23 protein-coding genes are annotated in these 20,390 nt (G+C 74.1%); 7 read left to right on the top strand and 16 right to left on the bottom strand.

Annotated elements, in window-relative coordinates; translation table 11 throughout:
* Positions 1-551: bifunctional 2-polyprenyl-6-hydroxyphenol methylase/3-demethylubiquinol 3-O-methyltransferase UbiG (locus KBX39_RS03520; protein ID WP_210869154.1), on the bottom strand; the 551-nt coding region annotated here is incomplete at its 3' end.
* A 107-nt stretch (positions 552-658) separates the two neighbouring features.
* Positions 659-1,606, bottom strand: a complete 948-nt coding sequence (locus KBX39_RS03515; RefSeq protein ID WP_210869152.1) for an LpqB family beta-propeller domain-containing protein — start codon at positions 1,604-1,606, stop codon at positions 659-661.
* A 140-nt stretch (positions 1,607-1,746) separates the two neighbouring features.
* Between KBX39_RS03515 and KBX39_RS03510 the strand changes: the two genes are divergently transcribed.
* The 5 genes from KBX39_RS03510 (at position 1,747) to KBX39_RS03490 (ending at position 3,955) form a co-directional block, all read left to right on the top strand.
* The gene (locus tag KBX39_RS03510) at positions 1,747-2,340 is read left to right on the top strand and encodes an HD domain-containing protein (protein ID WP_043323751.1); all 594 of its coding nucleotides are present in this window, start codon (positions 1,747-1,749) and stop codon (positions 2,338-2,340) included.
* An 83-nt stretch (positions 2,341-2,423) separates the two neighbouring features.
* Positions 2,424-3,065 (top strand): dihydrofolate reductase family protein, encoded by a 642-nt coding sequence (locus KBX39_RS03505; protein WP_210869150.1) that lies wholly within the window; start codon positions 2,424-2,426, stop codon positions 3,063-3,065.
* A 31-nt stretch (positions 3,066-3,096) separates the two neighbouring features.
* On the top strand, positions 3,097-3,576 hold the full coding sequence (locus KBX39_RS03500) for a DUF2975 domain-containing protein (RefSeq protein ID WP_043323747.1): 480 nt from the start codon (positions 3,097-3,099) through the stop codon (positions 3,574-3,576).
* Entirely contained in the window at positions 3,576-3,794 is a 219-nt protein-coding gene (locus KBX39_RS03495) for a helix-turn-helix transcriptional regulator (protein ID WP_030499989.1), read from the top strand. The genes KBX39_RS03500 and KBX39_RS03495 overlap by 1 nt, the downstream gene beginning before the upstream one ends.
* Positions 3,791-3,955, top strand: a complete 165-nt coding sequence (locus KBX39_RS03490; RefSeq protein WP_210869148.1) for a hypothetical protein — start codon at positions 3,791-3,793, stop codon at positions 3,953-3,955. The genes KBX39_RS03495 and KBX39_RS03490 overlap by 4 nt, the downstream gene beginning before the upstream one ends.
* Before the next feature lie 32 nt (positions 3,956-3,987).
* Here KBX39_RS03490 and KBX39_RS03485 read toward each other — a convergent pair whose 3' ends face one another.
* The 3 genes from KBX39_RS03485 to KBX39_RS03475 form a co-directional block, all read right to left on the bottom strand.
* Positions 3,988-5,187, bottom strand: coding sequence for an RtcB family protein (locus KBX39_RS03485; protein WP_064445823.1), 1,200 nt, complete (start codon positions 5,185-5,187; stop codon positions 3,988-3,990).
* Between the two features lie 373 nt (positions 5,188-5,560).
* Entirely contained in the window at positions 5,561-6,235 is a 675-nt protein-coding gene (locus KBX39_RS03480; protein ID WP_064445822.1) for an HAD family hydrolase, read from the bottom strand.
* A 76-nt stretch (positions 6,236-6,311) separates the two neighbouring features.
* A complete protein-coding gene (locus KBX39_RS03475) occupies positions 6,312-6,704 on the bottom strand; it encodes a hypothetical protein (RefSeq protein WP_043323741.1) in 393 nt (130 codons plus the stop codon).
* Between the two features lie 147 nt (positions 6,705-6,851).
* On the opposite strand from KBX39_RS03475, the gene KBX39_RS03470 reads away from it, so the two are divergent.
* Complete coding sequence (locus KBX39_RS03470) at positions 6,852-7,625, top strand: alpha/beta hydrolase family protein (RefSeq protein WP_210869146.1); 774 nt, start codon at positions 6,852-6,854, stop codon at positions 7,623-7,625.
* A 10-nt stretch (positions 7,626-7,635) separates the two neighbouring features.
* Here the strand turns inward: KBX39_RS03470 and KBX39_RS03465 are convergent, their stop codons facing one another.
* Genes KBX39_RS03465 through KBX39_RS03455 form a run of 3 tightly spaced genes read right to left on the bottom strand, consistent with a single transcriptional unit; the run spans position 7,636 to position 10,025 of the window.
* Positions 7,636-8,142 carry a DinB family protein gene (locus tag KBX39_RS03465; RefSeq protein ID WP_210869144.1) on the bottom strand — a complete coding sequence of 169 codons (507 nt, stop codon included), beginning with the start codon at positions 8,140-8,142 and terminating at the stop codon, positions 7,636-7,638.
* 44 nt (positions 8,143-8,186) lie between these two features.
* Entirely contained in the window at positions 8,187-8,999 is an 813-nt protein-coding gene (locus tag KBX39_RS03460) for a M15 family metallopeptidase (protein WP_064446480.1), read from the bottom strand.
* Between the two features lie 60 nt (positions 9,000-9,059).
* Positions 9,060-10,025, bottom strand: coding sequence for an acetylxylan esterase (locus KBX39_RS03455; protein WP_210869142.1), 966 nt, complete (start codon positions 10,023-10,025; stop codon positions 9,060-9,062).
* Between the two features lie 199 nt (positions 10,026-10,224).
* Between KBX39_RS03455 and KBX39_RS03450 the strand changes: the two genes are divergently transcribed.
* Positions 10,225-11,250: a LacI family DNA-binding transcriptional regulator gene (locus tag KBX39_RS03450; protein ID WP_043323734.1), complete on the top strand. Its 1,026-nt coding sequence runs from the start codon at positions 10,225-10,227 to the stop codon at positions 11,248-11,250.
* Positions 11,251-11,265: 15 nt separating this feature from the next.
* Here the strand turns inward: KBX39_RS03450 and KBX39_RS03445 are convergent, their stop codons facing one another.
* The 8 genes from KBX39_RS03445 to KBX39_RS03410 form a co-directional block, all read right to left on the bottom strand.
* On the bottom strand, positions 11,266-12,552 hold the full coding sequence (locus tag KBX39_RS03445; RefSeq protein WP_166455880.1) for a D-alanyl-D-alanine carboxypeptidase family protein: 1,287 nt from the start codon (positions 12,550-12,552) through the stop codon (positions 11,266-11,268).
* A 100-nt stretch (positions 12,553-12,652) separates the two neighbouring features.
* Positions 12,653-13,375: a polysaccharide deacetylase family protein gene (locus KBX39_RS03440; protein ID WP_166455881.1), complete on the bottom strand. Its 723-nt coding sequence runs from the start codon at positions 13,373-13,375 to the stop codon at positions 12,653-12,655.
* Entirely contained in the window at positions 13,372-14,535 is a 1,164-nt protein-coding gene (locus tag KBX39_RS03435; RefSeq protein WP_210869140.1) for a glycosyltransferase, read from the bottom strand. The genes KBX39_RS03440 and KBX39_RS03435 overlap by 4 nt, the downstream gene beginning before the upstream one ends.
* A 54-nt stretch (positions 14,536-14,589) precedes the next feature.
* On the bottom strand, positions 14,590-15,858 hold the full coding sequence (locus tag KBX39_RS03430) for a D-alanyl-D-alanine carboxypeptidase family protein (RefSeq protein ID WP_064445816.1): 1,269 nt from the start codon (positions 15,856-15,858) through the stop codon (positions 14,590-14,592).
* Positions 15,859-15,956: 98 nt separating this feature from the next.
* Entirely contained in the window at positions 15,957-16,373 is a 417-nt protein-coding gene (locus KBX39_RS03425) for a protein-tyrosine phosphatase family protein (protein WP_030499976.1), read from the bottom strand.
* Positions 16,374-16,471: 98 nt separating this feature from the next.
* Positions 16,472-17,092 (bottom strand): hypothetical protein, encoded by a 621-nt coding sequence (locus KBX39_RS03420; protein ID WP_043323730.1) that lies wholly within the window; start codon positions 17,090-17,092, stop codon positions 16,472-16,474.
* A 13-nt stretch (positions 17,093-17,105) separates the two neighbouring features.
* Entirely contained in the window at positions 17,106-18,890 is a 1,785-nt protein-coding gene (locus tag KBX39_RS03415) for a DUF4012 domain-containing protein (protein ID WP_113972795.1), read from the bottom strand.
* Positions 18,891-18,968: 78 nt separating this feature from the next.
* Complete coding sequence (locus tag KBX39_RS03410; protein WP_166455884.1) at positions 18,969-20,231, bottom strand: glycosyltransferase family 4 protein; 1,263 nt, start codon at positions 20,229-20,231, stop codon at positions 18,969-18,971.
* Between the last annotated feature and the right edge of the window lie 159 nt (positions 20,232-20,390).

The following is a 20,390-nucleotide window of genomic DNA, read 5'->3' as shown; positions in this document are numbered from 1 at the left end:
AGATAGGGGTGCAGCGGGTCGACCTGGCGTGGCGCGCGGCCGGCGAGGAACGCCAGCCGGTCCTGCACCGGCGCCAGGTTCGGGGTGGTGAGCACCAGCAGCCCGTCCGGCGCCAGCACCCGGTGGCACTCTCGCAGCAGCGCCAGCGGGTCGTACACGTGCTCGATCAGCTCTCCGGCGAGCAGCCCGGCGAAGCTGCCGGCGCGGAACGGCAGCCCGCGGGTGGCGTCCAGGCAGACCGGCAGCGCCCGGCCGCCGGTCACCGCGCGCGCCGCGCCCAGCGCCGCCTCGGCCATGTCGGCGAGCACGAGCGGGCCGGGCAGCGCCGCCGGGTCGAGCATGCCGCGCGGTCCGCAGCCCAGTTCCAGCACCGGCCCGCCGCCGGTCACCCCCTCGGTCACCAGCCGGGCCGCGACCGCGCGGCGCACCCTGTGGTACGGGTCGTCGACGTACCCGTCGACCTCCGCGCCGTCGTGGTAGCGGCGGTGGTTGGCGTGCCGGCCGTGCGCCTGCGCGCGGTGCGACGACGTCCCGGTCGGCGGCTCGGCCATCACCCCTCCAGAGCGGACGCCGGCCCCGTCGGCGGCGTCCGCTCCAAGCCTCGCACCGGTCACGCCCGGCGGCGCGCATCCGGTCCGTGATGCGCGCGCCCGGCACGTCAGATCGCCCGCGCCCAGTCCAGCCGGGTGCTGTCGTCGTACTCGTCGCCGGGTATCCACCACTGCTCGCCGAAACCGCTGGTGGACACGATGATGTTGCCGCCGTCGGGGTACTCGTTCTCCGGCGGGATCGACAGCGCGGCGCAGTAGCGGCCGTCCGGGGAGAACACCGGGGACAGGTAGAACCGGGGTTCGTCGGTGAGCTTCTTCAGCCCGGTCCCGTTGATCCGCACCGAGGCGAGCGACTGGTTGAGCGTCTCCAGGTCCGACCAGCGGTATCCGGTGCAGAACACCACGCGCCCGGAGTCGGGCATGAAGACCGGCGAGCCGAACCGCTCGCCGGCCAGCGGTGTGTAGATCGGCCGCGCCCTGCCGGTCGCCAGGTCCAGCACGCGCAGCTGCGGCCCCTCGGAACGGCTGCGCCACCGCAGGGCGATCGAGGAGCCGTCCCGGGACCAGTCCGGGTCGGCCATGGTGTGCCCCTCGACCAGCACCCGGGTGGCACCGGTCGCCACGTCGACGGCGATCAGGCGGTCGTTGTCCTGCCCGGTGACCAGCGCGATCTCGGTGCCGTCCGGCGACCAGGTCGGCGCGCCGTAGCGGACGCCGAACGGGTCGGCGAGCAGCGTGCGCTTCTGGCCGGTGGTCCGGTCGTACACCGCGACGAACGGCTCCAGCGTGCCGTCGCCGGAGCGGGCCGTGTTGACCCAGGCCACGTACCGGCCGTCGGGCGAGGTCTTGGCGTGGTCCCCGTTCGGCAGCAGCTCCCGCGGCGTGGTGCGGCCCGGGTCGACCTGGAGCACACCCCAGCCGACGCTGACCAGCCACGGCCCGTTGACCGGCTCGGCGGCGGCCGCGCCGTGGGACGTGGCGGCCAGCCCGGTCGCGGCGGCCAGCCCGGTCAACGCGGCGGTACGCAGCAGGGCACGACGATTCAACGCTGTCATTCGACAACCCCCCGTGAGAGACGTGGCCCCCACCCTCCCGAGTGGATCGATAGACGGGAATCGGGCGAGCGGCCGCTTCACGCTCGGCTGCTCGTCCATCACCGCTGGTGAGACCGGCGAGGACCGGTACGCTCGCCCCGATGACCTCCGACGCCCTGCGCCGCGCCCTCACCGAGCCGGGTGACCCGCCGCTGCTCCCGCTGCCCGGCGTGGCGGTCGAGCTGCTGGCCGCCCTCGCCGCCCCGCCGCGCCTGGGCGCGCACCTGCGGCTGGTGCACGACGTCGCCTGGCACCTGACCGCCGCGTTCGCCGACCGGTTCGCCGCGGTGCCGTTCGACAGGCAGGCGGTGCTGTTCGGCGCCGCGGTACACGACCTCGGCAAGGTCGAGCATCCGGCCGAGCTGACCGGTCCGGGGTCCGCGCACGAGGAGGCGGGCTACCAGTTGCTGCTGCGCTTCGGCGTACCGGAGGAGCGGGCCCGCTTCGCCGTGACCCACGCCGCCTGGCACTCCCCCGGCGTGCAGTTGGAGGACCTGATGGTCAGCCTGGCCGACAAGGTGTGGAAGGGCCGCCGGGTCGCGGACCTGGAGCAACTCGTGGTCGACCGGCTCGCCGGCATCACCGGCCAGGAGCGCTGGCAGACGTTCCTGGACCTCGACGACGTGCTGGCCGAGCTGGCCGCCGGCGCGGACCGCCGGCTGGCGTTCCAGGCCGAACATCCGGTGTACGGCTGACGCCGGACCGAGGACGGCGATGAGTCCGGTGCCGGTGCGCGGTCTTCGGTGAGTCGGTGTTCTCCGAGTCTCCGGGAGGAAGCATGAGCACCAACGAAGTGCGGGGCCGGGTGCGGGCGTTCGTCACCGTGTCCCTGGACGGCTACGTCACCGGTCCGGACGACCACGCGGGTCAGGGGCTGGGTGCCGGCGGCGAGCGGCTGCACTACTGGGTGATGGGCGGGCCGTGGACGTACGACACGCCACGCGAACCCGGTGCCGGCATGACCGCCGAGGACCGCGCGTACTTCGACGAGCTGCTGGAGGGTGCCGGCGCGGCGCTGTGCGGCCGGGGCATGTACGACGCCGCGGGCGCCTGGGGCGGCCGGAACCCGTTCCAGGCGCCCCTGGTCGTGCTCACCCACCGCACCGCCGACCAGCCCGATCCGGACGCCGGTTTCCTCATGGTCGACGGGTTCGACGCGGCGCTGGCGGCGGCCCGGCGTACGGCCGGGGACAGTGCGGTGATCATCGGCGGGGGCGCCGACGTCATCCGGCAGGCGCTCGCCGCCGGCGTGGTCGACGAGCTGGGCCTGTCCACGGCTCCGGTGGTGCTCGGCGGCGGGAAGCGGCTCTTCGAGGGCTTCGACCGGGACGTCGATCTGGAGATCCGCGCCGTGCACCACTCGCGGTACGCCGTACACGTCCGCTACGCCGTCACCCGCCGCGCGAGCGATACCGATTGACTTTCGATAGGTTCCGCGCGATAGTCGATGCATGCTTACGGCGCAACGCGCGGTGACACCACTCCGCGCCTTCCTGGTCCTGCTGTTCGCGATCCTGGTGCTGTTCCAGACCATGTCGCTGCCCGGCCAGTTCGCCCACATGGCCCGGGAAGACCCGGACATGGCGTACCTGCGATGGCCCGCCACCGCGGTCACGGTCTTCTGGGTGCTCTGCGTCCAGGTGGTGATCGTCTGCACCTGGCACCTGCTCACCCTGGTCAAGCGCGACCGCATCTTCACCGAGGCGTCCCTGCGCTGGGTCGACGGGATCGTCTGGGCGGTCGCCGCCGCCTGGGTGGTGCTCGTCGGGGTGTTCCTCTATGTGGGCTTCAACGCCGACGACCCCGGGCTGCCGCTGCTGCTGTTCCTGCTGGTCACCGGCGTCAGCGTGCTGGGGCTGCTGATGGTCGTCCTGCGCGCGCTGCTGCGCCAGGCCACCACGCTGCGCACCGACATGGAAGCGGTGATCTGATGCCGATCGTCGTGCGCATCGACGTGGAGCTGGCCAAGCGCAAGATGAGCGTCGGCGAGTTCGCCGAACGCGTCGGGCTCACCCCGGCCAACGTCGCCGTGCTCAAGAACGGCCGCGCCAAGGCCGTCCGGTTCAGCACCCTGGAGGCCATGTGCCGGGTGCTCGACTGCCAGCCCGGCGACCTGCTCGAATGGGTCCCCGACGAGGAGGAGCGATGAGGCACCTGGCCGCCGCCGTGGCGGTGCACGCCGTCGGGCTCGGCGTCGCCGGCTTCGTGTACGGCGAGGCCGACGACTCCCCCGGCCTGCAACTCCTGTCCGCGCTGCTCGTCATCGGCGCGGTAGCCATCGGCGTACGCGTCGCCCGGCGTACCCGTTAGGGCCGGCGCCCCCTCGACGCCGGCCCTACCGCTCAGCCCTTCACGCAGACGACCTGCTTGAGGTGGGCGACCACCTCGACCAGGTCCTCCTGCTGGGCCATCACCTCGGTGATGTCCTTGTACGCGCCGGGAATCTCGTCCACCACACCGGCATCCTTACGGCACTCCACACCGGCGGTCTGCGCGGCCAGATCCGCCGTGCTGTACGTGCGCTTCGCCTGCCCCCGCGACATCCGCCGCCCGGCCCCGTGCGACGCCGAGCAGTACGCGTCGACGTTGCCCTTGCCGCGCACGATGTACGACCCGGTGCCCATCGAGCCGGGAATGATGCCCAGGTCTCCCTTTCCGGCCCGGATCGCGCCCTTGCGGGTCACCAGCACGTCCACCCCGTCGTAGCTCTCCTCCGCCACGTAGTTGTGGTGGCAGGAGATCGGCTCGTCGTAGCGCACGTGCGGGAACGCCTCCCGGACCACCTGGCTCAGCAGGGCGAGCATGACCGCCCGGTTACGCCGGGCGTACTCCTGCGCCCACCACAGGTCCCGCCGGTACGCCTCCATCTCCGGCGTGCCGGCGAGGAACACCGCGAGGTCCCGGTCCGGCAGGTCGGTGTTGTGCGGCAGCCCGCGCGCCACCGACATGTGCCGCTCGGCCAGTTCCTTGCCGATGTTGCGGGAACCGGAGTGCAGCATCAGCCAGACCCGGCCGTCGTCCGGGCCACCCTGCTCCAGGCAGACCTCGATGAAGTGGTTGCCGCCGCCGAGCGTGCCGAGCTGCCGCTGCGCCCGCGTCTCGAGCTGGGCGACCTTCCGGTCCAGCGTGGCGAACCGCCGCCAGAACTCGTCCCAGCCGGCCTGCTCCAGGCCCCGGACCCGCCGCGGATCGACAGCGTCGTCGCGCATCGCGAAGCCGACCGGGATCGCCGCCTCGATCGCCGAACGCAGCGGCGCGAGGTCGTCGGGCAGGTCGGCGGCGGTCAGCGAGGTCCGCACCGCGGACATGCCGCAGCCGATGTCCACGCCGACCGCGGCCGGCGACACGGCCTGCCGCATCGCGATCACCGAGCCGACAGTGGCGCCCTTGCCGAAGTGCACGTCCGGCATCACCGCGACGCCCTGCACCCACGGCAGCGCGCCGATGTTGCGCAGCTGCCGGGCCGCCTGCGCCTCGATCGTGTACGGGTCGGTCCAGACGCGGACCGGCGCCCGGGTACCGGCCAGCGGGGTGAAACCCATCGTCGTCTCCTTGCTCGTGTCCGTCGGAGATTGGTACCCCGGAAACGGAGAACCGCCCTGCTCCGGTGTCGGGGCGGGCGGTTCGCGCGGATCGTCGCGCCGGCGCTAGACGCGCCACCACCCTGGTTGCCACTGCCGTTCCCGGCCCGTGCCCGGTTCGGGCAGCAGGGCACCGGCGCGCGGCGCTTGCCGCTCGGCGCGGGTGCGGTTCTGCTGCGACACGGTGGACTCCCCTGGTGGATCAGATCGACGTTGCCCGCTCACCGTACGGCCGCCGCGCACCGGCGGCAACGCGAATTTGCGACAGCACTGAACCTTTCCGCGCACGCGCTGATTACCAGGAGCTTCACGTGAGTGACCAGCGAAAGACCCGTCAGGACGGAACCTGGGCAAGCCTGAGCACGTATTCGAATCCGCGTTTCTGCGCGGGCGAATCCACCATTGGCAGGATCAGCGCCGGTATGCCGGCGGCAACCGATCCGCCGTCGCCGGCGGGATGATCACCGACCATCAGGGTCTGGCCCGGTGCGGCATGGAGGGCTTCGAGGGCGGCGACCCAGATCAGAGGGTCCGGTTTGACGAAGCCGACCTCGTAGGACAGTACGAACGCATCGACATAGCCGTCGAGTCCGTGCCGCGCAAAGCATGTGCGGATGTCCCAGCCGACGTTGCTGACGACGCCGATGCGAACACCGCTGTCACGCAATGCGGACAGGGTGGCGACGGTGTCGGCGTACGGCTCGACTGCTTCGGCGTGTGTTTCGTGCATGGCCGATGCCAGCGCCTGGTCCACCCCAGGAATCTGTTCCAGCACAGCGAGGATCGCCCGATCCCAGACTCGCGGGTCCAGATCTCGGGCGATGTGGGCCGGATCCGTGGCCGTCTCCCGCAACAGTTCCGCGAAGTCGCCGGCAATACGGTGCGCCTCGCCGACAGCCAATGTCCGGTCGATCGATGCCGCCGCGTTGCCCACCCAGCGCTCCGAGTCTCTGGCGAACAGAGTCCAGGCGAAGTCGAACAGTACTGTCGTCACGCGCCTGGCGGTCATCGCATCACCCTAGATCGACACGGCGCGTCCAGGAGCGGCGGTCGACCTGGATCGGGCCGGGCCAGGGTGCCCGGCCTCAGCCGGCCTGCGCGACCGGGTGGCGCCGCATCTCCTCCATGAACGGGTAGCGCGCGGTCAGCTCGGCGAGCGTGATCCCCGCCCGCCAGGCGGCCGCCACCTGCGCGACCTGGAGCAGGTCGGTGGCGTCGCCGCGGGCCTGGACGTCGCCGTCCACCCTCAGGTCGATCATGAAGTAGCGGGCCTGGGAGCCGAGGCTGACGCAGACCACGCCCCGGGGGGAGGTCATCTCGGCGCAGGTGAAGCGGCTGCGCCCCTGCTCGGGCGCGGAGACCGCGCCGACGTCGAGCTGGTGCGCGGCGGCGGTCGCCACGAGCGCGGGGGCGAGACCACCCGGCTCGACCAGGTCCGGGTAGAGGCGCACACCCAGTGCGGCCGACACGTCGCTCATGCCTGACTCCCACTTCCTTGTGACAGAGACCAGCAGCGCGCAGGTTACGGGTGTGTTACCGGCACGCACGGCCATCCTGTCCCGTACGACCGTCCGGGGGCAATAGGAACGCCCTCATCGAACCCCTGCGAGGTACGCTCCCGCCTCATGGCGCACATCCGGTGTGACTTCTTCTCCGAGGCGCTCGGCGTGGGCACCTCGATGACGGTGCTGCTGCCCGACCCGGGCGCCGCCGGGATCGGCATGGCGGCGCCCGGCGCCGACGGTGACCCGCCGGTGCTCTACCTGCTGCACGGGCTGACCGACGACGACACGGTGTGGACGCGCCGCACGTCGATCGAGCGGTACGTGGCGCCGCTGGGGCTGGCCGTGGTGATGCCGCAGGTGCAGCGCAGCTTCTACTGCGACGAGGCGCACGGCAACCGCTACTGGACGTTCCTCAGCGAGGAGCTGCCCGAGGTGTGCCGGTCGTTCTTCCGGCTGTCCGACCGCCGGGAGGACACGTTCGTCGCGGGCCTGTCGATGGGCGGCTACGGCGCGCTCAAGTGGGCGTTGCGCCGGCCGGAGCGGTTCGCGGCGGCGGCCAGCCTGTCCGGCGCGCTGGACGTGACCCGCCGCCGCCACCATCCGACCCACCCGGTCGACCCGGCGGTGTGGCACACGGTCTGGGGCGACGACCCGGTGCCGGCGGACGACGACACGGTGGGGCTGCTGGAGCGCTCCGGCGACGACCGGCCGGCGCTCTACGTCGCGTGCGGCACCGAGGACTTCCTGTACGAGGACAACGTGCGGTTCCTCGACGCGGCCCGCGAGCGCGACGTGCCGGTCACCGTCGACTTCGGTCCGGGGGACCACGACTGGGCGTACTGGGACGCACGCATCTCCGACGTGCTGGCCTGGCTGCCGCTGCGCACGCGTTGATCGGCCGGACTCAGACGCCGACGGTGCCGTCGATCGCCTCGCGGATCAGGTCGGCGTGCCCGTTGTGGCGGGCGTACTCGTGCAGCATGTGCAGCATGACCAGGCGCAGCGACACGTCCTCGCCCCAGCGGGCCTGGTGACCTGTCACGTCGAGGGACTCGGCCTCCCGCTCGATGCGCCGGGCGTGCTCGATCTCGCGCTGCCACGCGTCGAACGCCTCCGCCACGTCGGCGTCGCGGGCGTCGTACGCCTGCTGGAAGTCACCGGTGTCCGACCACACCAGCGGCACGTCCTCGGCGGCGATGACCCGGCGGAACCAGGTGCGCTCCACCTCCGCCATGTGCCGGACCAGCCCGAGCAGGGACAGCGTGGACGGTGGCGACGCCTGCCGGCGCAACTGCTCGTCGGTCAGCCCCTCGCACTTGAGGGCGAGCGTGGCCCGGTGGAAGTCGAGGAAAGCGCGCAGCGACTCCCGCTCCCCGCCGAGCAGCGGCGGGCCGATCCGTTCGGTCTCCATGAACGCCCAGCCTAGCCGCAATCGATCATGGTGGAACGACCGCGTCACCGCAGCGACGAACCGGCCACCGGGAAGTCGAACCAGGTGTCCGGGTACGGCTCGTCGACGTAGCGGTAGTGCCACCACTCCAGCGGATAGTTCTCGAAGCCCTGCGCGGACATCAGCCGGCGCAGCAGGTCCCTGTTGTTGCGGGCGGTGTCGCTGATCCGCGCGTCGGCGGTGTGGGCACGCGGGTCGAAGCAGTCGAAGCCGGTGCCCATGTCGATCGAGTCGTCGGCGAAGCGGCGGCCGGCCGGGTCGGTGCAGGGCACCAGCGGCTGGCCGGGCGTGTACCCGGCCTGCGGGGGCCCGGAGACCGGGACCAGGGTCAGGTCGACGGTGCTGCCCCGGCTGTGCGCGGTGGGCGCGCCGATGTAACCGTCGGCGAACAGCCGGTCCTTCGGCACGGCGGGGTAGAACTCGCCCTTCATCAGCTGGTCGCCGGGGAGTTTCGCCCAGGCGACGAAGTCGTCCGCCGCGCGCTGCGGGCGGTAGCAGTCGTACACCTTGAGGCTGTGCCCGCCGGCGAGCGCGGCGGTCTGCACCCGGTGCAGCGCCTGCGCGGCGGGCCGGGTGAGCAGGCAGCGTGGTTCGGCGTACCCGTCGATCGGGCGGCCGACGAAGTTGTGCGGGCCCGCGTACCGGATGTCGGTGCGGACGGTGGGGTCGACGGTGCTGAGGTCCACGAAGTCCGCCGGGGCCCGCGGGCCGGTCGGGGTGGCGGACGGCGGCGCGGACGGCGACGGCGACGGCGCGGGCCGCTGGCAGGCGGCGGCGAGCAGCGCGGTCGCCACGGCCAGGCCCGCCGTCGCGCGCATGCCGGTGCCCATCCGCCGTGTCTACCAGCCCGGGCGGGCCGGCATCGGCGGAACCGGTGGTCAGGCGCCCAGGACGGTACGCAGGAAGTCCACAGCGGCGGCGTCGTCGTCGATGCCGCCCGCCTCGTGGCCGTTGAACCGCCACACCGTCAGGTCCTTGTCGCCCCGGTAGTCGTGGTAGGCGGCGTAGACCGTGGACGGCGGGACGATCTCGTCCATCAGCGCGACGGAGAACCGGGCCGGCGCGGTGGCGCGGCGGGCGAACGCGACACCGTCGACGTAGCCGAGCGTGCGCAGCGTCTGCTCCTCGCGGTCGCGGTGCACGGCGAGGTAGTCCCGGATCTCCCGGAACGGCGCCGAGTCGGTGATCATGATCGCGCGCGGGATGTCGCAGAGAAACGGCACGTACGCCACCGCCGCGCGTACCGACGGCGCCAGCGCGGCGGCCGCGAGCGCTGCGGCCCCGCCCTGGCTGTGACCGAGAACGGCGATCCGGTCCGGGTCGACTGCCGGCAGCTCACGCGCGGCGTCCACGGCGCGGACCGCGTCGGTGAGGAAACGACGGTAGTAGTACTTGTTCGGGTCCTCGATGCCCCGGGTGGCCATGCCCGGGGCCTGCGGCCCGGCGGCGGCCACGTCCGGGGTGTCGCCCCGGCTCCACCCCGAGCCCTGGCCACGGGTGTCCATCTGGAGGTGGGCGAAGCCGGCCGCGGACCAGAGCAGGTTCTCCAGCGCGTGGCCGCGCCCGCCGCCGTACCCGACGTACTGCACGATCGTGGGCAGCGGGCCGGACGCGCCGCGCGGCGCCCGCAGCCACGCACGGATCGGCTGTCCGGCGAAGCCGGGGAAGGTCACGTCGAAGACGTCGACACCGGTCAGCGGCGTCGGCAGCGGGGTCGCCGTCACGGGGTCGCCGCACGAGCGCGCCTGTGCGAGAGTGTCAGCCCAGAAGGCGTCGAAGTCGGCAGGCTCGTGCAGGTCGCTGCGGTAGGTACGGAGTTCGGCCTCGGTCAGGTCGGTGAGCACGCCTCGGTCTTCCTCGTCGTTCGTCGGGGGTGGACGGCGAGCCGCCGGAAGATGACTGGCGCATTTCCGGAACGTTTCCGCAACTCGTGCGAACGCTAGGGCCGGTCCGGCCTGTCGTCAAGCCCTCTGCGTACGGCAAGATGTGCGTGGGGCGGGACGGTCTACCGGTCGGTTCCGGCAGCCGGCGAAGGGAACACGGGTGAGCGCGGACGACGAACGCAGGGTGACCATCACCGCGATCGCACGGGAGGCCGGCGTCTCGGTCCCGACCGTGTCGCGCGTGCTCAACGGGCGGTCCGACGTCGCGCCGGACACGCGGGAACGGGTCGAGGAGCTGCTGCGCCACCACGGCTACCGGCGCCGGGGCAGCCGTACGGTGCGCCGGGCGGACCTGGTCGACCTGGTCTTCAACGACCTGGACAGCCCTTGGGCCGTGGAGATCATCCGCGGCGTGGAGGACGTCAGTCACGCCGCCGGGGTGGGCACCGTCGTCTCGGCGATCCACCGCGAGTCCAGCTCCACCCGGCAGTGGCTGCACAACCTGCGCGCCCGCGCGTCCGACGGCGTGATCGTGGTGACCTCGCACCTGAGCCCGGCCGTGCAGGCCCAGTTGCGCCGCCTCAACGTGCCGGTGGTGGTGGTCGACCCGGCCGCCGGCGTGGCCGCCACCGACGTGCCGGCGATCGGCGCCACCAACTGGACCGGCGGCCTGGCCGCCACCGAGCACCTGCTCAAGCTCGGCCACCGGCGGATCGGTTTCGTGGCCGGCCCGCCGCACCTGCTGTGCAGCCGGGCCCGGCTGGACGGCTACCGGGCCGCGCTGGCCGCTGCCGGTGTGGCCGCCGACGACCGGCTGGTGCAGCCCGGCGACTTCTACCACGCCTCCGGGTTCACCGCCGGTGGCGCGCTGCTCGACCTCGACGAGCCGCCGACGGCCATCTTCGCGGCGAGCGACCAGATGGCGTTCGGGGTGTACGAGGCGGTGCGCCGGCGCGGACTGCGGGTCTGCGACGACGTGAGCGTGGTGGGCTTCGACGACCTGCCCGAGGCACGGTGGGCCTCGCCGCCGCTGACCACCGTCCGCCAGCCCCTCGTGGAGATGGGGCGGCTCGCCGCGCGTACCGTGCTGCGGCTGGCCCAGGGTGAGGAGATCGACTCGCCCCGGGTCGAACTGGCCACCGAACTGGTGGTGCGCGACAGCACCGCGGCGCCCGCCTGCCGCTGACCCGGACCGCCACTTTCAGTCCTGTTCCGGAATTTCCGGCTCGCGCAGAACCGGCCCGGTCGACATGGTGGCGGCGGCCGCCGCGGCGTGCCGGCGCCGCCGTGCCAGCAGCACCGCTCCCCCGGCCGTCAGCACCGCGCCCACCGCCACCGTCACACCCGCGCTGGGGGCGGCGCCGGGGCCCGGCGCGCCGCCACGCAGGTCGGCGTGCCCGGCCAGGGCCGACGCCCCGCCGCCCGCCGGTGGCGCGGTCCGGTCCAGCTCACCCGGCTCGACCAGCCGCCCGACCGAGGCGTCCCGAGGCTGCGCGAATCCCCAGTCCAGCAGCGCGGCGCCCTGCTGCCAGCCCCGCTGGCTGGTCACCTCGGCGCCGAGCAGCGTGACCACGAGCCGCCGCCCGCCGCGCTCGGCGGCGCCGACGTAGGTGTGCCGGGCCAGGTCGGTGAAGCCGGTCTTGCCGCCGATCGCGCCCGGGTACTGGTCCAGCAGCATGTTGTCGTTGGAGATCGCGAACGCCTTCTTGCGCAGCGCCGGCTGGGCCGGGATCTGCGCCGTACGGGTGGCGGCGTACCGGCGGAAGGCCGGGTTCGCGAAGCACGCCCGCGCGATGAGCGCCAGGTCGTACGCGCTGGTGAACTGGCCCGGACCGTCCAGCCCGGACGGGGTGACCGCGTGGGTCTGCCGCGCGCCGAGCCGGTGCGCCTCCTCGTTCATCGCCCGCACCCCGCCGGCCAGCCCGTCCGGGCCGCCGCCGAGGCGGGCCAGCGCGTTCGCCGCCTCGTTGCCGGAACGCAGCAGCAGTCCCAGCCAGATCGTCTCGATCCGGTACCGCCCGCCCTCGACCAGCCCGACCGCCGAGCTGCCCGGTTCCACGGCCAGATCCCCGGCGGTCACGGTGACCTCCCGGTTCGGGTCCAGCCGGGGCAGCATCGTGGCCGCCAGCAGCAGCTTCTGCACGCTCGCGGGCACCGCGTACTCGTGCGGCCCGCAGCCGCCGAGCACCGCGCCGCTGTCCAGGTCGGCGACCACCCAGGAGGTGGCGGTGACCGGCGGCGGCGCGGTCGACGCGGGCGGGACGACCAGCCCGGCGGTGTCCAGCGTCGCGCCGCCGACGGCCCGCGCGGCCGGATCGGGCGCGGGCGGCGGCTGCGGCGGCCGGGTCGACGGGGGCGGCACGTTCGGGCAGGGCGGCGCGGCCGGCATCCGGCGTACGGGCGCGCGGACGCCCGCCACCGCGGGCGTCGCCGACACCGGCACCAGCAGGGCGGCGGCCAGCGCCACGAAGGATCCCCAGGTCCTCATGACCCGGACGCTAGCCACGCCGACCCGAACGGGTCACCGGCTCCGGGATTCGGGCCCCGGCGCCGGGGCCACGCGGTAGGCTCCCCCGCCCGTGCCCGGATCAGCGCGCGGGCAGCCCGTGACCGCTGAGCGGGCCGACGTGCCATCCGCGGCGACGGCACTCGGCCAGCACGCGCGGAAGCGCGGCGACACCGGCACGCCAGGCACCCGGCGCGGCGGTACGGGAGGAGTCGTGCAGCAGGATCGTGCCGCCTCCCTCCAGCCCGGACAGGACGGTTCGCGCGACCGTGTCGGCGGTGGCCGTGGCGGTCCAGTCCCGCCCCCAGCAGCTCCACAGCACCGGCCGCAGACGCAGCCGCCGGGCGGCCGTGAGCGCCGCGGCGGTGAGCACGCCGTACGGCGGTCGCAGGAACCGGGGCGCACGGCCGGTCACGTCCGTGACCAGGTCGTACGCGCGGGTCAGGTCCCGGACGGTGCGGGCCGGGCCGCGCAGCAGCAGGTTGTCGTGCGTCCAGCCGTGCACGGCCACCTCGTGGCCGTCGTCGACCAGCCGGCGGCCCAGCGCCGGGTTGCGCCGCAGCATCGCGCCGAGCACGAAGAACGTGGCACGGACCCGGTGCGCCGCCAGCACGTCCAGGACGTGGCCGGTGGACTCCGGGTCCGGGCCGTCGTCGAAGGTCAGCGCGACCCGGTCGGGTGCCCCGATTCCGTGCAGGCCGGGCAGCCACCGCCGCCGCACGGCGGGAAGCGCCGTGACCGACGGCACCACCTGCAACACCGGCAGCGCGAGCGCGGCGGCCCGGGCCAGGGTCGCCGCTCTCATCGCAGACCGCCGGTGGACTGCAGCATCGCGGCGAGTACGGCGACCGCGTCGCCGACCGGGTCCAGCAGCGGGCGGCGCGTGCCGGCCGAACCCGCGGGCGGCGCCCGGCGAGCCGCCTCGGCGACCAGGCCGGCCGGGTCCTGGGACACGTCGTCGTGGCACGGGACCACCGGTGAAGTCCCGATCACCGCCGCGAGCACCGGCCCGAGCTGCTGCGGTGTGCCCGCCCACCGGCTCAGGCCGGCGCGGGCCAGGATCGCGGCGTTCGCACGCCCGTGACCGGCGATGGGCCGGTACGTGACCACCGGCAGCCCGGCCGCCAGCGCCTCCTGGCAGGTCAGCCCACCGGCGTTCTCCACCATCACGTCGACGGCGCGCATCAGTGCCGGCATGTCGTCGACCCAGCCCAGCACGTACCGGCCGGCGCCGTGCAGCCGGCGGCGCAGCGCCGCGTTGTGCCCGCACACCACCACCGGGCGGACACCCGCCGCGGCGACCTCGGCCACCGTCGCCGGCACCTCGCCGGCGCCCCAGGAGCCCGCGACGACAAGCGCGAGCACACCGTCGGCCGGGAGGCCGAACCGCTGCCGGGCCCGCTGCCGGTCCTCCGGGCCGGGACGGGCGAAGGCGCGGGACACCAGCGGCTGCACCACCGTGACGTCGGCGGCGTCGGCCTGGCGCGTCTCGGCGTGGCGGACCGCGCAGTACACGTCCACGCCCGGCGCGAGCCAGGTCGGGTGCACCACGAAATCGGTCACGTAGGTGATCACCGGGACACGGAGCCGCCCGTGCCGCCGCAACGGGCCGAGGAGCTGGTTGGCGAACGGATAGGTGGTGACCACGGCCCGGGTGTCGGACGGGATGCGGCGGCGCAGGCGACGGCGCAACGGCCTCAGCAGCGCGCGGATCGCGCGTACGGCCGTCGGTGAGCTGCCGGTCAGCCGGAACAGCGCGTGGTAGCCCCACGGGAGCCGGTGCAGCACCCCCCGGTACGTCTCGCGCACCGCCCGGTGCAGCGGGCGGGGCAGCAGGTGCAGAAGGTTCAGCCGGTCCACCGCGAAGCCCCGCGCACGCAGCCGTTGCGCCAGCTCGTCAGCGGCCCGGTCGTGTCCGGCGCCGATGTCCGCCGAGACCACCACGATCCGGCCCGGGTGCTCCATGCCGGGCGCATACCCACGGAATCGGTGTCCACGCGACCCGCCGGGACGCCGGGTTCAGGCGCGGCGGCGTCCGCGGCGGCGGGACCGGCCCCGGCGGGCGGCGAGCACCGCCGCCACCCCGCCGACGGTGAGGGCGAGCAGACCGGCGAGCGGCACGATCATCCGCCAGTCCCCCTCGCCGACGCGGCGCAGCGCGGTGCCGGCCGGCCCCCGCCACGGCGGCGAGACGGTACGGGCCGGCGCGGCGGCGGGAGCGTTACGGGGTTCCGCCGCCTCGGCGTCCCCCTCACCCGGCTCCACCAGCCGGCCGACCGAGGCGTCCCGGGGCAGCCCGAAGCCCCAGTCGAGCAGCTGGGCGCCCTGCTGCCAGCCGCGTACCGGCCGGGCCTCGGCGCCGAGCAGCGTCACCACGAGACGGCGTCCGCCGCGTTGCGCGGCGCCGACGTAACTGTGCCGGGCCAGCTCGGTGAAACCGGTCTTGCCGCCGAGCGCGCCCGGATAGCGGTAGATCAGCTGGTTCTCGTTCTGGATCTGGAACCCGCCCTTCTTCAGGGCGGGCTGGGCCGGGATCTGTGTGCGTTCGGTGAGCGCGTACCGGCGGAACGCGGCGTCGGCGAAGCAGGCCCGCGCGATCAGCGCCAGGTCGTACGCGGTGGTGAACTGCCCGGGGCCGTCCAGTCCGGACGGGGTGACCGCGTGGGTCTGCCCGGCGCCGAGCCGGCGGGCCTGCGCGTTCATCTCGGCGACGCCGGCCTGCGTGCTGCCGGCGCCGAGACGGGCCAGCATGTTCGCCGCGTCGTTGCCGGACTGCAGGAGCAGGCCCAGCCAGAGCGTCTCCACGCTGTAGCGGCCACCGACGAGCAGCCCGACGGCCGAGCTGCCCGGTTCGATGTCGAGGTCGGCGCGGGTCGCGACGGCCACCTGCTTCGGGTCGAGCCGGCTCAGCATGGTGGCGGCCAGCAGCAGTTTCTGGGTGCTGGCCGGCGTGCCGGGGACGTGCGCCCCGCACGCGCCCAGAACGGCGCCGGTGTCCAGGTCCGCCACGAGCCAGGTGCTGGCGGTGACCGCCGGGGGCGCGGGGCTGCCCGGCGGCGCGACCAGTCCGGCGCCGGCCAGCGCCTCCCCGCCCACCGCCGCCTGTTCGGGTGTCGTGGCCGGCGGCGTCGGGCGGGGCGGCCGGCTCACCTTCGGCGCGGGCTGCCGGGGGCAGGGCACGGTGGCGCCGGGCGCGGGGGCCGTCCCGGGGGCGGCCGGCGCCGGTGCGGGTGTCCCGGCGGCGAGCAGGGTGACGGCGGTGACGGCGGCCAGGACCCGGGCTCTCATGAGAAGGCACCATACCGAGCCCGTTGATCAGGGCCGGGTGGCTCACCGGGGCCGTGACGCGGCGCCGATCGCCCGGCCCCGCTCGGTGACCGGGCGAGTCAGCGGACGCCGCGCAACCACCATCGTTGCCAGGGCGTCTCCACCGCCCGCCGATGGTAGCGGGAGCGGACCCAGGCCACCGCCCGGGCGGGCGGCAGCCCGTCCAGTACGGCGAAGGCGGCGAGCGCGGTTCCGGTACGCCCCACACCGCCGTGGCAGGCCACCTCGACCCGCTCGCCCGCGTACGCGCGCCGCCACGCCTCCCGGAGCGCGTCGAGCGCGTCGGCGCGGTCGGCCGGGATCCAGAAGTCGGGCCAGCGGATGCGCCGGGCGGGCCACTCCGGTTCGGGGCCGGGCGCCAGCAGCAGCGCGAAGTCGGCGGGCGAGGCGGGCTCGGCGACTCGCCGCCCGCGGACGGTGGCGCCCCCGGGCAGCGTGAGCAGGCCGGCCTGATCGGTCCACGGTGTCGCGTCCATGGCCCATTGTGTCGTGTGGCACGGACACGTGAGTGCCCGCCGGACTCCGTCCGGCGGGCACTCACGATCGAGCCGGGTCTTTCCCGGCGCGCCCCGGATCAGCCGAGGCGACGGCGACGCCAGGCCATGGAGGCCAGCAGCAGCACCGCGCCGGCGGCGGCGAGGCCCCCACCGAGCTTCAGCGGCGTGCCGATGCTGTCACCGGTGACCGGCAGCCCGCCGTGGTGCGGGGACTTGGTCGGCCGCGGCGGCAGGACGGTGCCGGTGGCGCTGGCGATCCGACCGGACGTCAGACCGGTGGCGGTGAACGTGTACCGCCCGGGCCGGGTCGGCCGGTAGGTCACGGTGAAGTTGCCGCTGGCGTCGGTCGTCACGGTGAACGTGGTCGGCGCGGGCTGCGGCTGGGCACGGTTGGGCGTGTAGGCGACCGGCGCCATCGCCACCGTGCTGCCGTCGCTGCGTCGCGCGGAACCGTCGGCCGGGGCGGCCGCGGGCAGGCCCGAGATCGCCACGTCGATTCGGACCGTCTCGTTCGGCCCGAAGTTCGATCCCCGCAGGGTGAACGTCTCGCCGAGCCGGATGGTCGTCGGTGAGACGGTCAGCGACGCGACCTCGGGCGGGTAGACCGGGGGTTGCGGCTGCGCCGCCCCGGCCGCGGTCGGCACGGCCGCTACGGCCAGGCCCACCGTGAGCGCCATGATGATGCGGGATAGCCGCATGATGGTTTCCCTCCTACTGTTCACAGCTTGGTGCGTTGACTACTTGGGTGGTCCATGGGGTGACGGTGGGCGTGTGCACCAGCTCGGCCGTCCCGGCGCCGGTCTGGCCGGTGAGCACCGTGACGTCGAGCGTCCGGGTCTGCCCCGGGCGGGTCTCCACGTTGGCCACCGCCACCTGGCGGCGGCCGTCGGTGCCGCTGCCCATCGCGGTGTCCCTCCCGTCGAGCCGCCCGGTGAGGACGGCGCCCCCGGTGGGCGTGTGGACGGAGACGAAGGTGCGTGCGGTGTACTTGTCGCCGGACAGGGCCAGCCCGGTCACCGACTTGGTCAGGCCCGACTTCGGGGCGGTGGAGTTCACCGTCACCTTCAGCCGCAGCTCGCGGCGCCCGTCCGGATGGCATTCGCCGACCGTCACGGTGGCCGAGAACCTGAGGTAGTAACCGAGCTTCGCGCCGCTGCCGTCGTTGAGGAACACGCCGACAGTCGGCACGGTGTCCTTCTCCGGGAGCTGACCCGCCAGCCGGGTGTCGGCCAGCGCGCGCTGCTCATCGGATCGGACACTCCAGAACAATATCCGACGTTCGCTAATGGAACGACTAAAAACGGTCAAAAGCGACCGAGGGTCGACCGTCTTGGTGAACAACGTGTCGAACACGCCGGACGCGGCCCGGGCGAAGAACACGTCCTGGTCCTTGGTGTCCAGGTCCCGGTACGAGTCACTGAGCAGCGTCCGCACGGCGGTGGCGGCGGCCAGCGAAGGCCCGTCCGGCACGGTCACCGGGCCGACCACGCCGAGCAGGTACGACAGGACCACGGGGTCCACCGCCAGCACGCCGTCCACGGTGGTGCCGGTACGGCGGCGCACCATGTCCCGGTAGAGCGCGGCGGCGGCCGGGAAGTCCGGGCTGAGGTTCACATCAGCCGGATAGATGCCCGGCAGGTCGCCCCAGAGCCGCTTCGCCTCCGCGCCGATCTTGAGCGGTGGGTCGAAGGACCGCAGGTCCGACGAGCTGCCCTGCTTGACCAACCGGACCCGGCCGCCCTCGGCCCGCAGCACCGCGTACGCGCCGAACATGCCGCCGGTGGCGCGCAGCTCGGCCGGATTCTGCGAGACGAGCAGATAACTGCGTGGCCCGTCCGCACCGAGCAGCGGCGGCAGCAGCCGCGCGCCCCGATCAGCCGCCGAGGTCAGCTCGCCCAGTTTGTCCAGCTCCGCGCGCAGCGCGGTGACCGCGTCGCGCACCTGCGCCACGAGGCTGTCCACCGGCACCTGCCGCAACCGCTCGGCGGTGGCCCGGACCGCCTGGTCGGCCGCCGCGACCTCGGCCGAGACCCCGCGCAGGCGGGCCAGGTCCAGCCGGCCCTGCTTCGGCACCAGCGAGGCGAGGTCGACCCGCAGCAGCGTGGGGAACGCGAGCCGGGCCAGGTCGTCCACCGCCACCGAGATCTGCCGCACCGCGGCCAGGTTGTCCCCCGCGTAGGGGGCCTGCTGGCCGGCCCACCAGACCGGATCCCCGGTAGCGCCGCGCGCGGCGGCCGCCTGCTCCTGCAACGCGGCGAGCGTGCGCTGCGCCCGGGCCACGTCGCCGTCGAGCACCTGGGCGCTGAGCTCCTTGGCCAGCCCGGCGGCGTTGACCAGGTGGGCGCGGGCCTGCCAGCCCCGGAACGCCACCCAGCCACCGGCGCTGAGCAGCACCGAGACGACGACCAGCCCGGTCAGCAGGATCCGGCGGACCCGGGCGCGCCGGCGCCGCCGCGAGCGCCGTCGGCGGCCGGGCGAAGGACCGGGTCCGGACACAAAATCCTCCTACGAGACGAATAAGACACTTTTCGCAATCGAGATGCTTTCTAGCATGGAAAAGGAAGCTTTAGTTGGCTATTCCGCCGCTCTGTCGGCTTGCATCGCTTCTGCGAGTTTTGCTCGCTTCGGCGCCACACCCGCCGCCTCCTGCAGCAGGGCCTCGATCCGGTCCACGCCGGTCCGCATCGACATCTCCCGCAGGTACGCGCCCCGGCCCCGCCTACCCATGTCGATCCGGGCGGCCGCCGGGATGGCGGCGGCCAGCCAGAAGCGGTCGGCGAGCGCCGCCCAGTCCTCCGGCGGGCAGGACAGCCCCGCGCGGGCCCGCTCGACCAGCTCCGCCGTCTCCCCACCGGCGGAGGCGACCACCGGCGCGGCACAGGAGAGCGCGGCCTGGAGCTTGGCGGGCACGGTCCCCCGCAGCTCGGGCAGGTCGCGCTGCGCCACGAGCTGATAGTCGGCGGCCGCGTAGAGCTGCGGCATGTCCACGGCGGACCGTCGCTCGACGAACCGGACGTTGTCCGCGCCGAGCTCGGCGGCGAGCCCCCGCACCCGCCGCTCCTGCGGACCGGAGCCGACCAGCACCAGGTCCATCCGGTCGCCGAGCGCCGCCGCCGCGCGGACCGCCGTCTCCAGCCCCTGGCGCACGCCGATCGTCCCGGCGTGCATCACCACGCAACGGTCGTCCCGCCGGATGAGCCGGCGGACGGCCGGACCGGCCTGGGTCGGACGGAAGATGCGTTCGTCGGTCCAGTTGAGCACCGTACGCACCCGCGCCGGATCGGCCCCGCGGGCGCGCACCAGATCCGCCATGGACGGCGAGCTGACCGCCACCACTGCCGCCTCCCGGTAGAGGCGGCGCATGGCGGCCTCCAACCGGGCCGGCGCCCGGTCGCTGTGTGCCGGGCCCGGCTCGTGCTCCGTCCAGACGTCCTGCACGTGCAGGACGGTGGGCGTACGGCCGAGCAGCCGCAGCAGCCCGGACGCCGCGAACGTGACCGCCGGGTGACCGAAGACGTAGAGCGCGTCGACGCCCCGCAGCAGGCCCCGCCCGGCGAGCGCGGCGCTGCCGGCGAAGGAGAGCCAGCTCGCGGTACGGGCCCGGGGCGTGCCGTCGCCGCCGGCGTACCGGGGCACCCGGCGTACGGTCAGCCGCTCGCTGTGCGTCTGGTGCCGCCAGCGCTGCCGCCAGCCCGGATAGACGTGGCCACCCGGATAGTCCGGGAACCCGGTGAGCACCCGTACCTCGTGGCCCCGGGCGACCAACTCCTCGGCCAGGCTGCCCGGGACGAACGCCGGCTCCGGCGGGAAGTGGTACGACAGGATGCCGATCCTCATGTCCACGCTCCCGGCGCGGCTTGCCGGACGGGCGCGCGGCGCGGCGCGTACGATTCCGGCAACCCCTCTGCGTCCGGCCGCGACAGCCGGAAGAACGCCGTCGCGGCACTCTGCGCCGCGACCGTGCCGACGAGAGGCGTGCAGCGGGGCGACGAGGGC

The organism is Micromonospora sp. D75 (assembly GCF_018070405.1).
Lineage (GTDB): Bacteria > Actinomycetota > Actinomycetes > Mycobacteriales > Micromonosporaceae > Micromonospora > Micromonospora chalcea.
The sequence above is the reverse complement of the archived record's forward strand: the minus strand, read 5'-3'. Positions and strand labels throughout refer to the sequence as shown.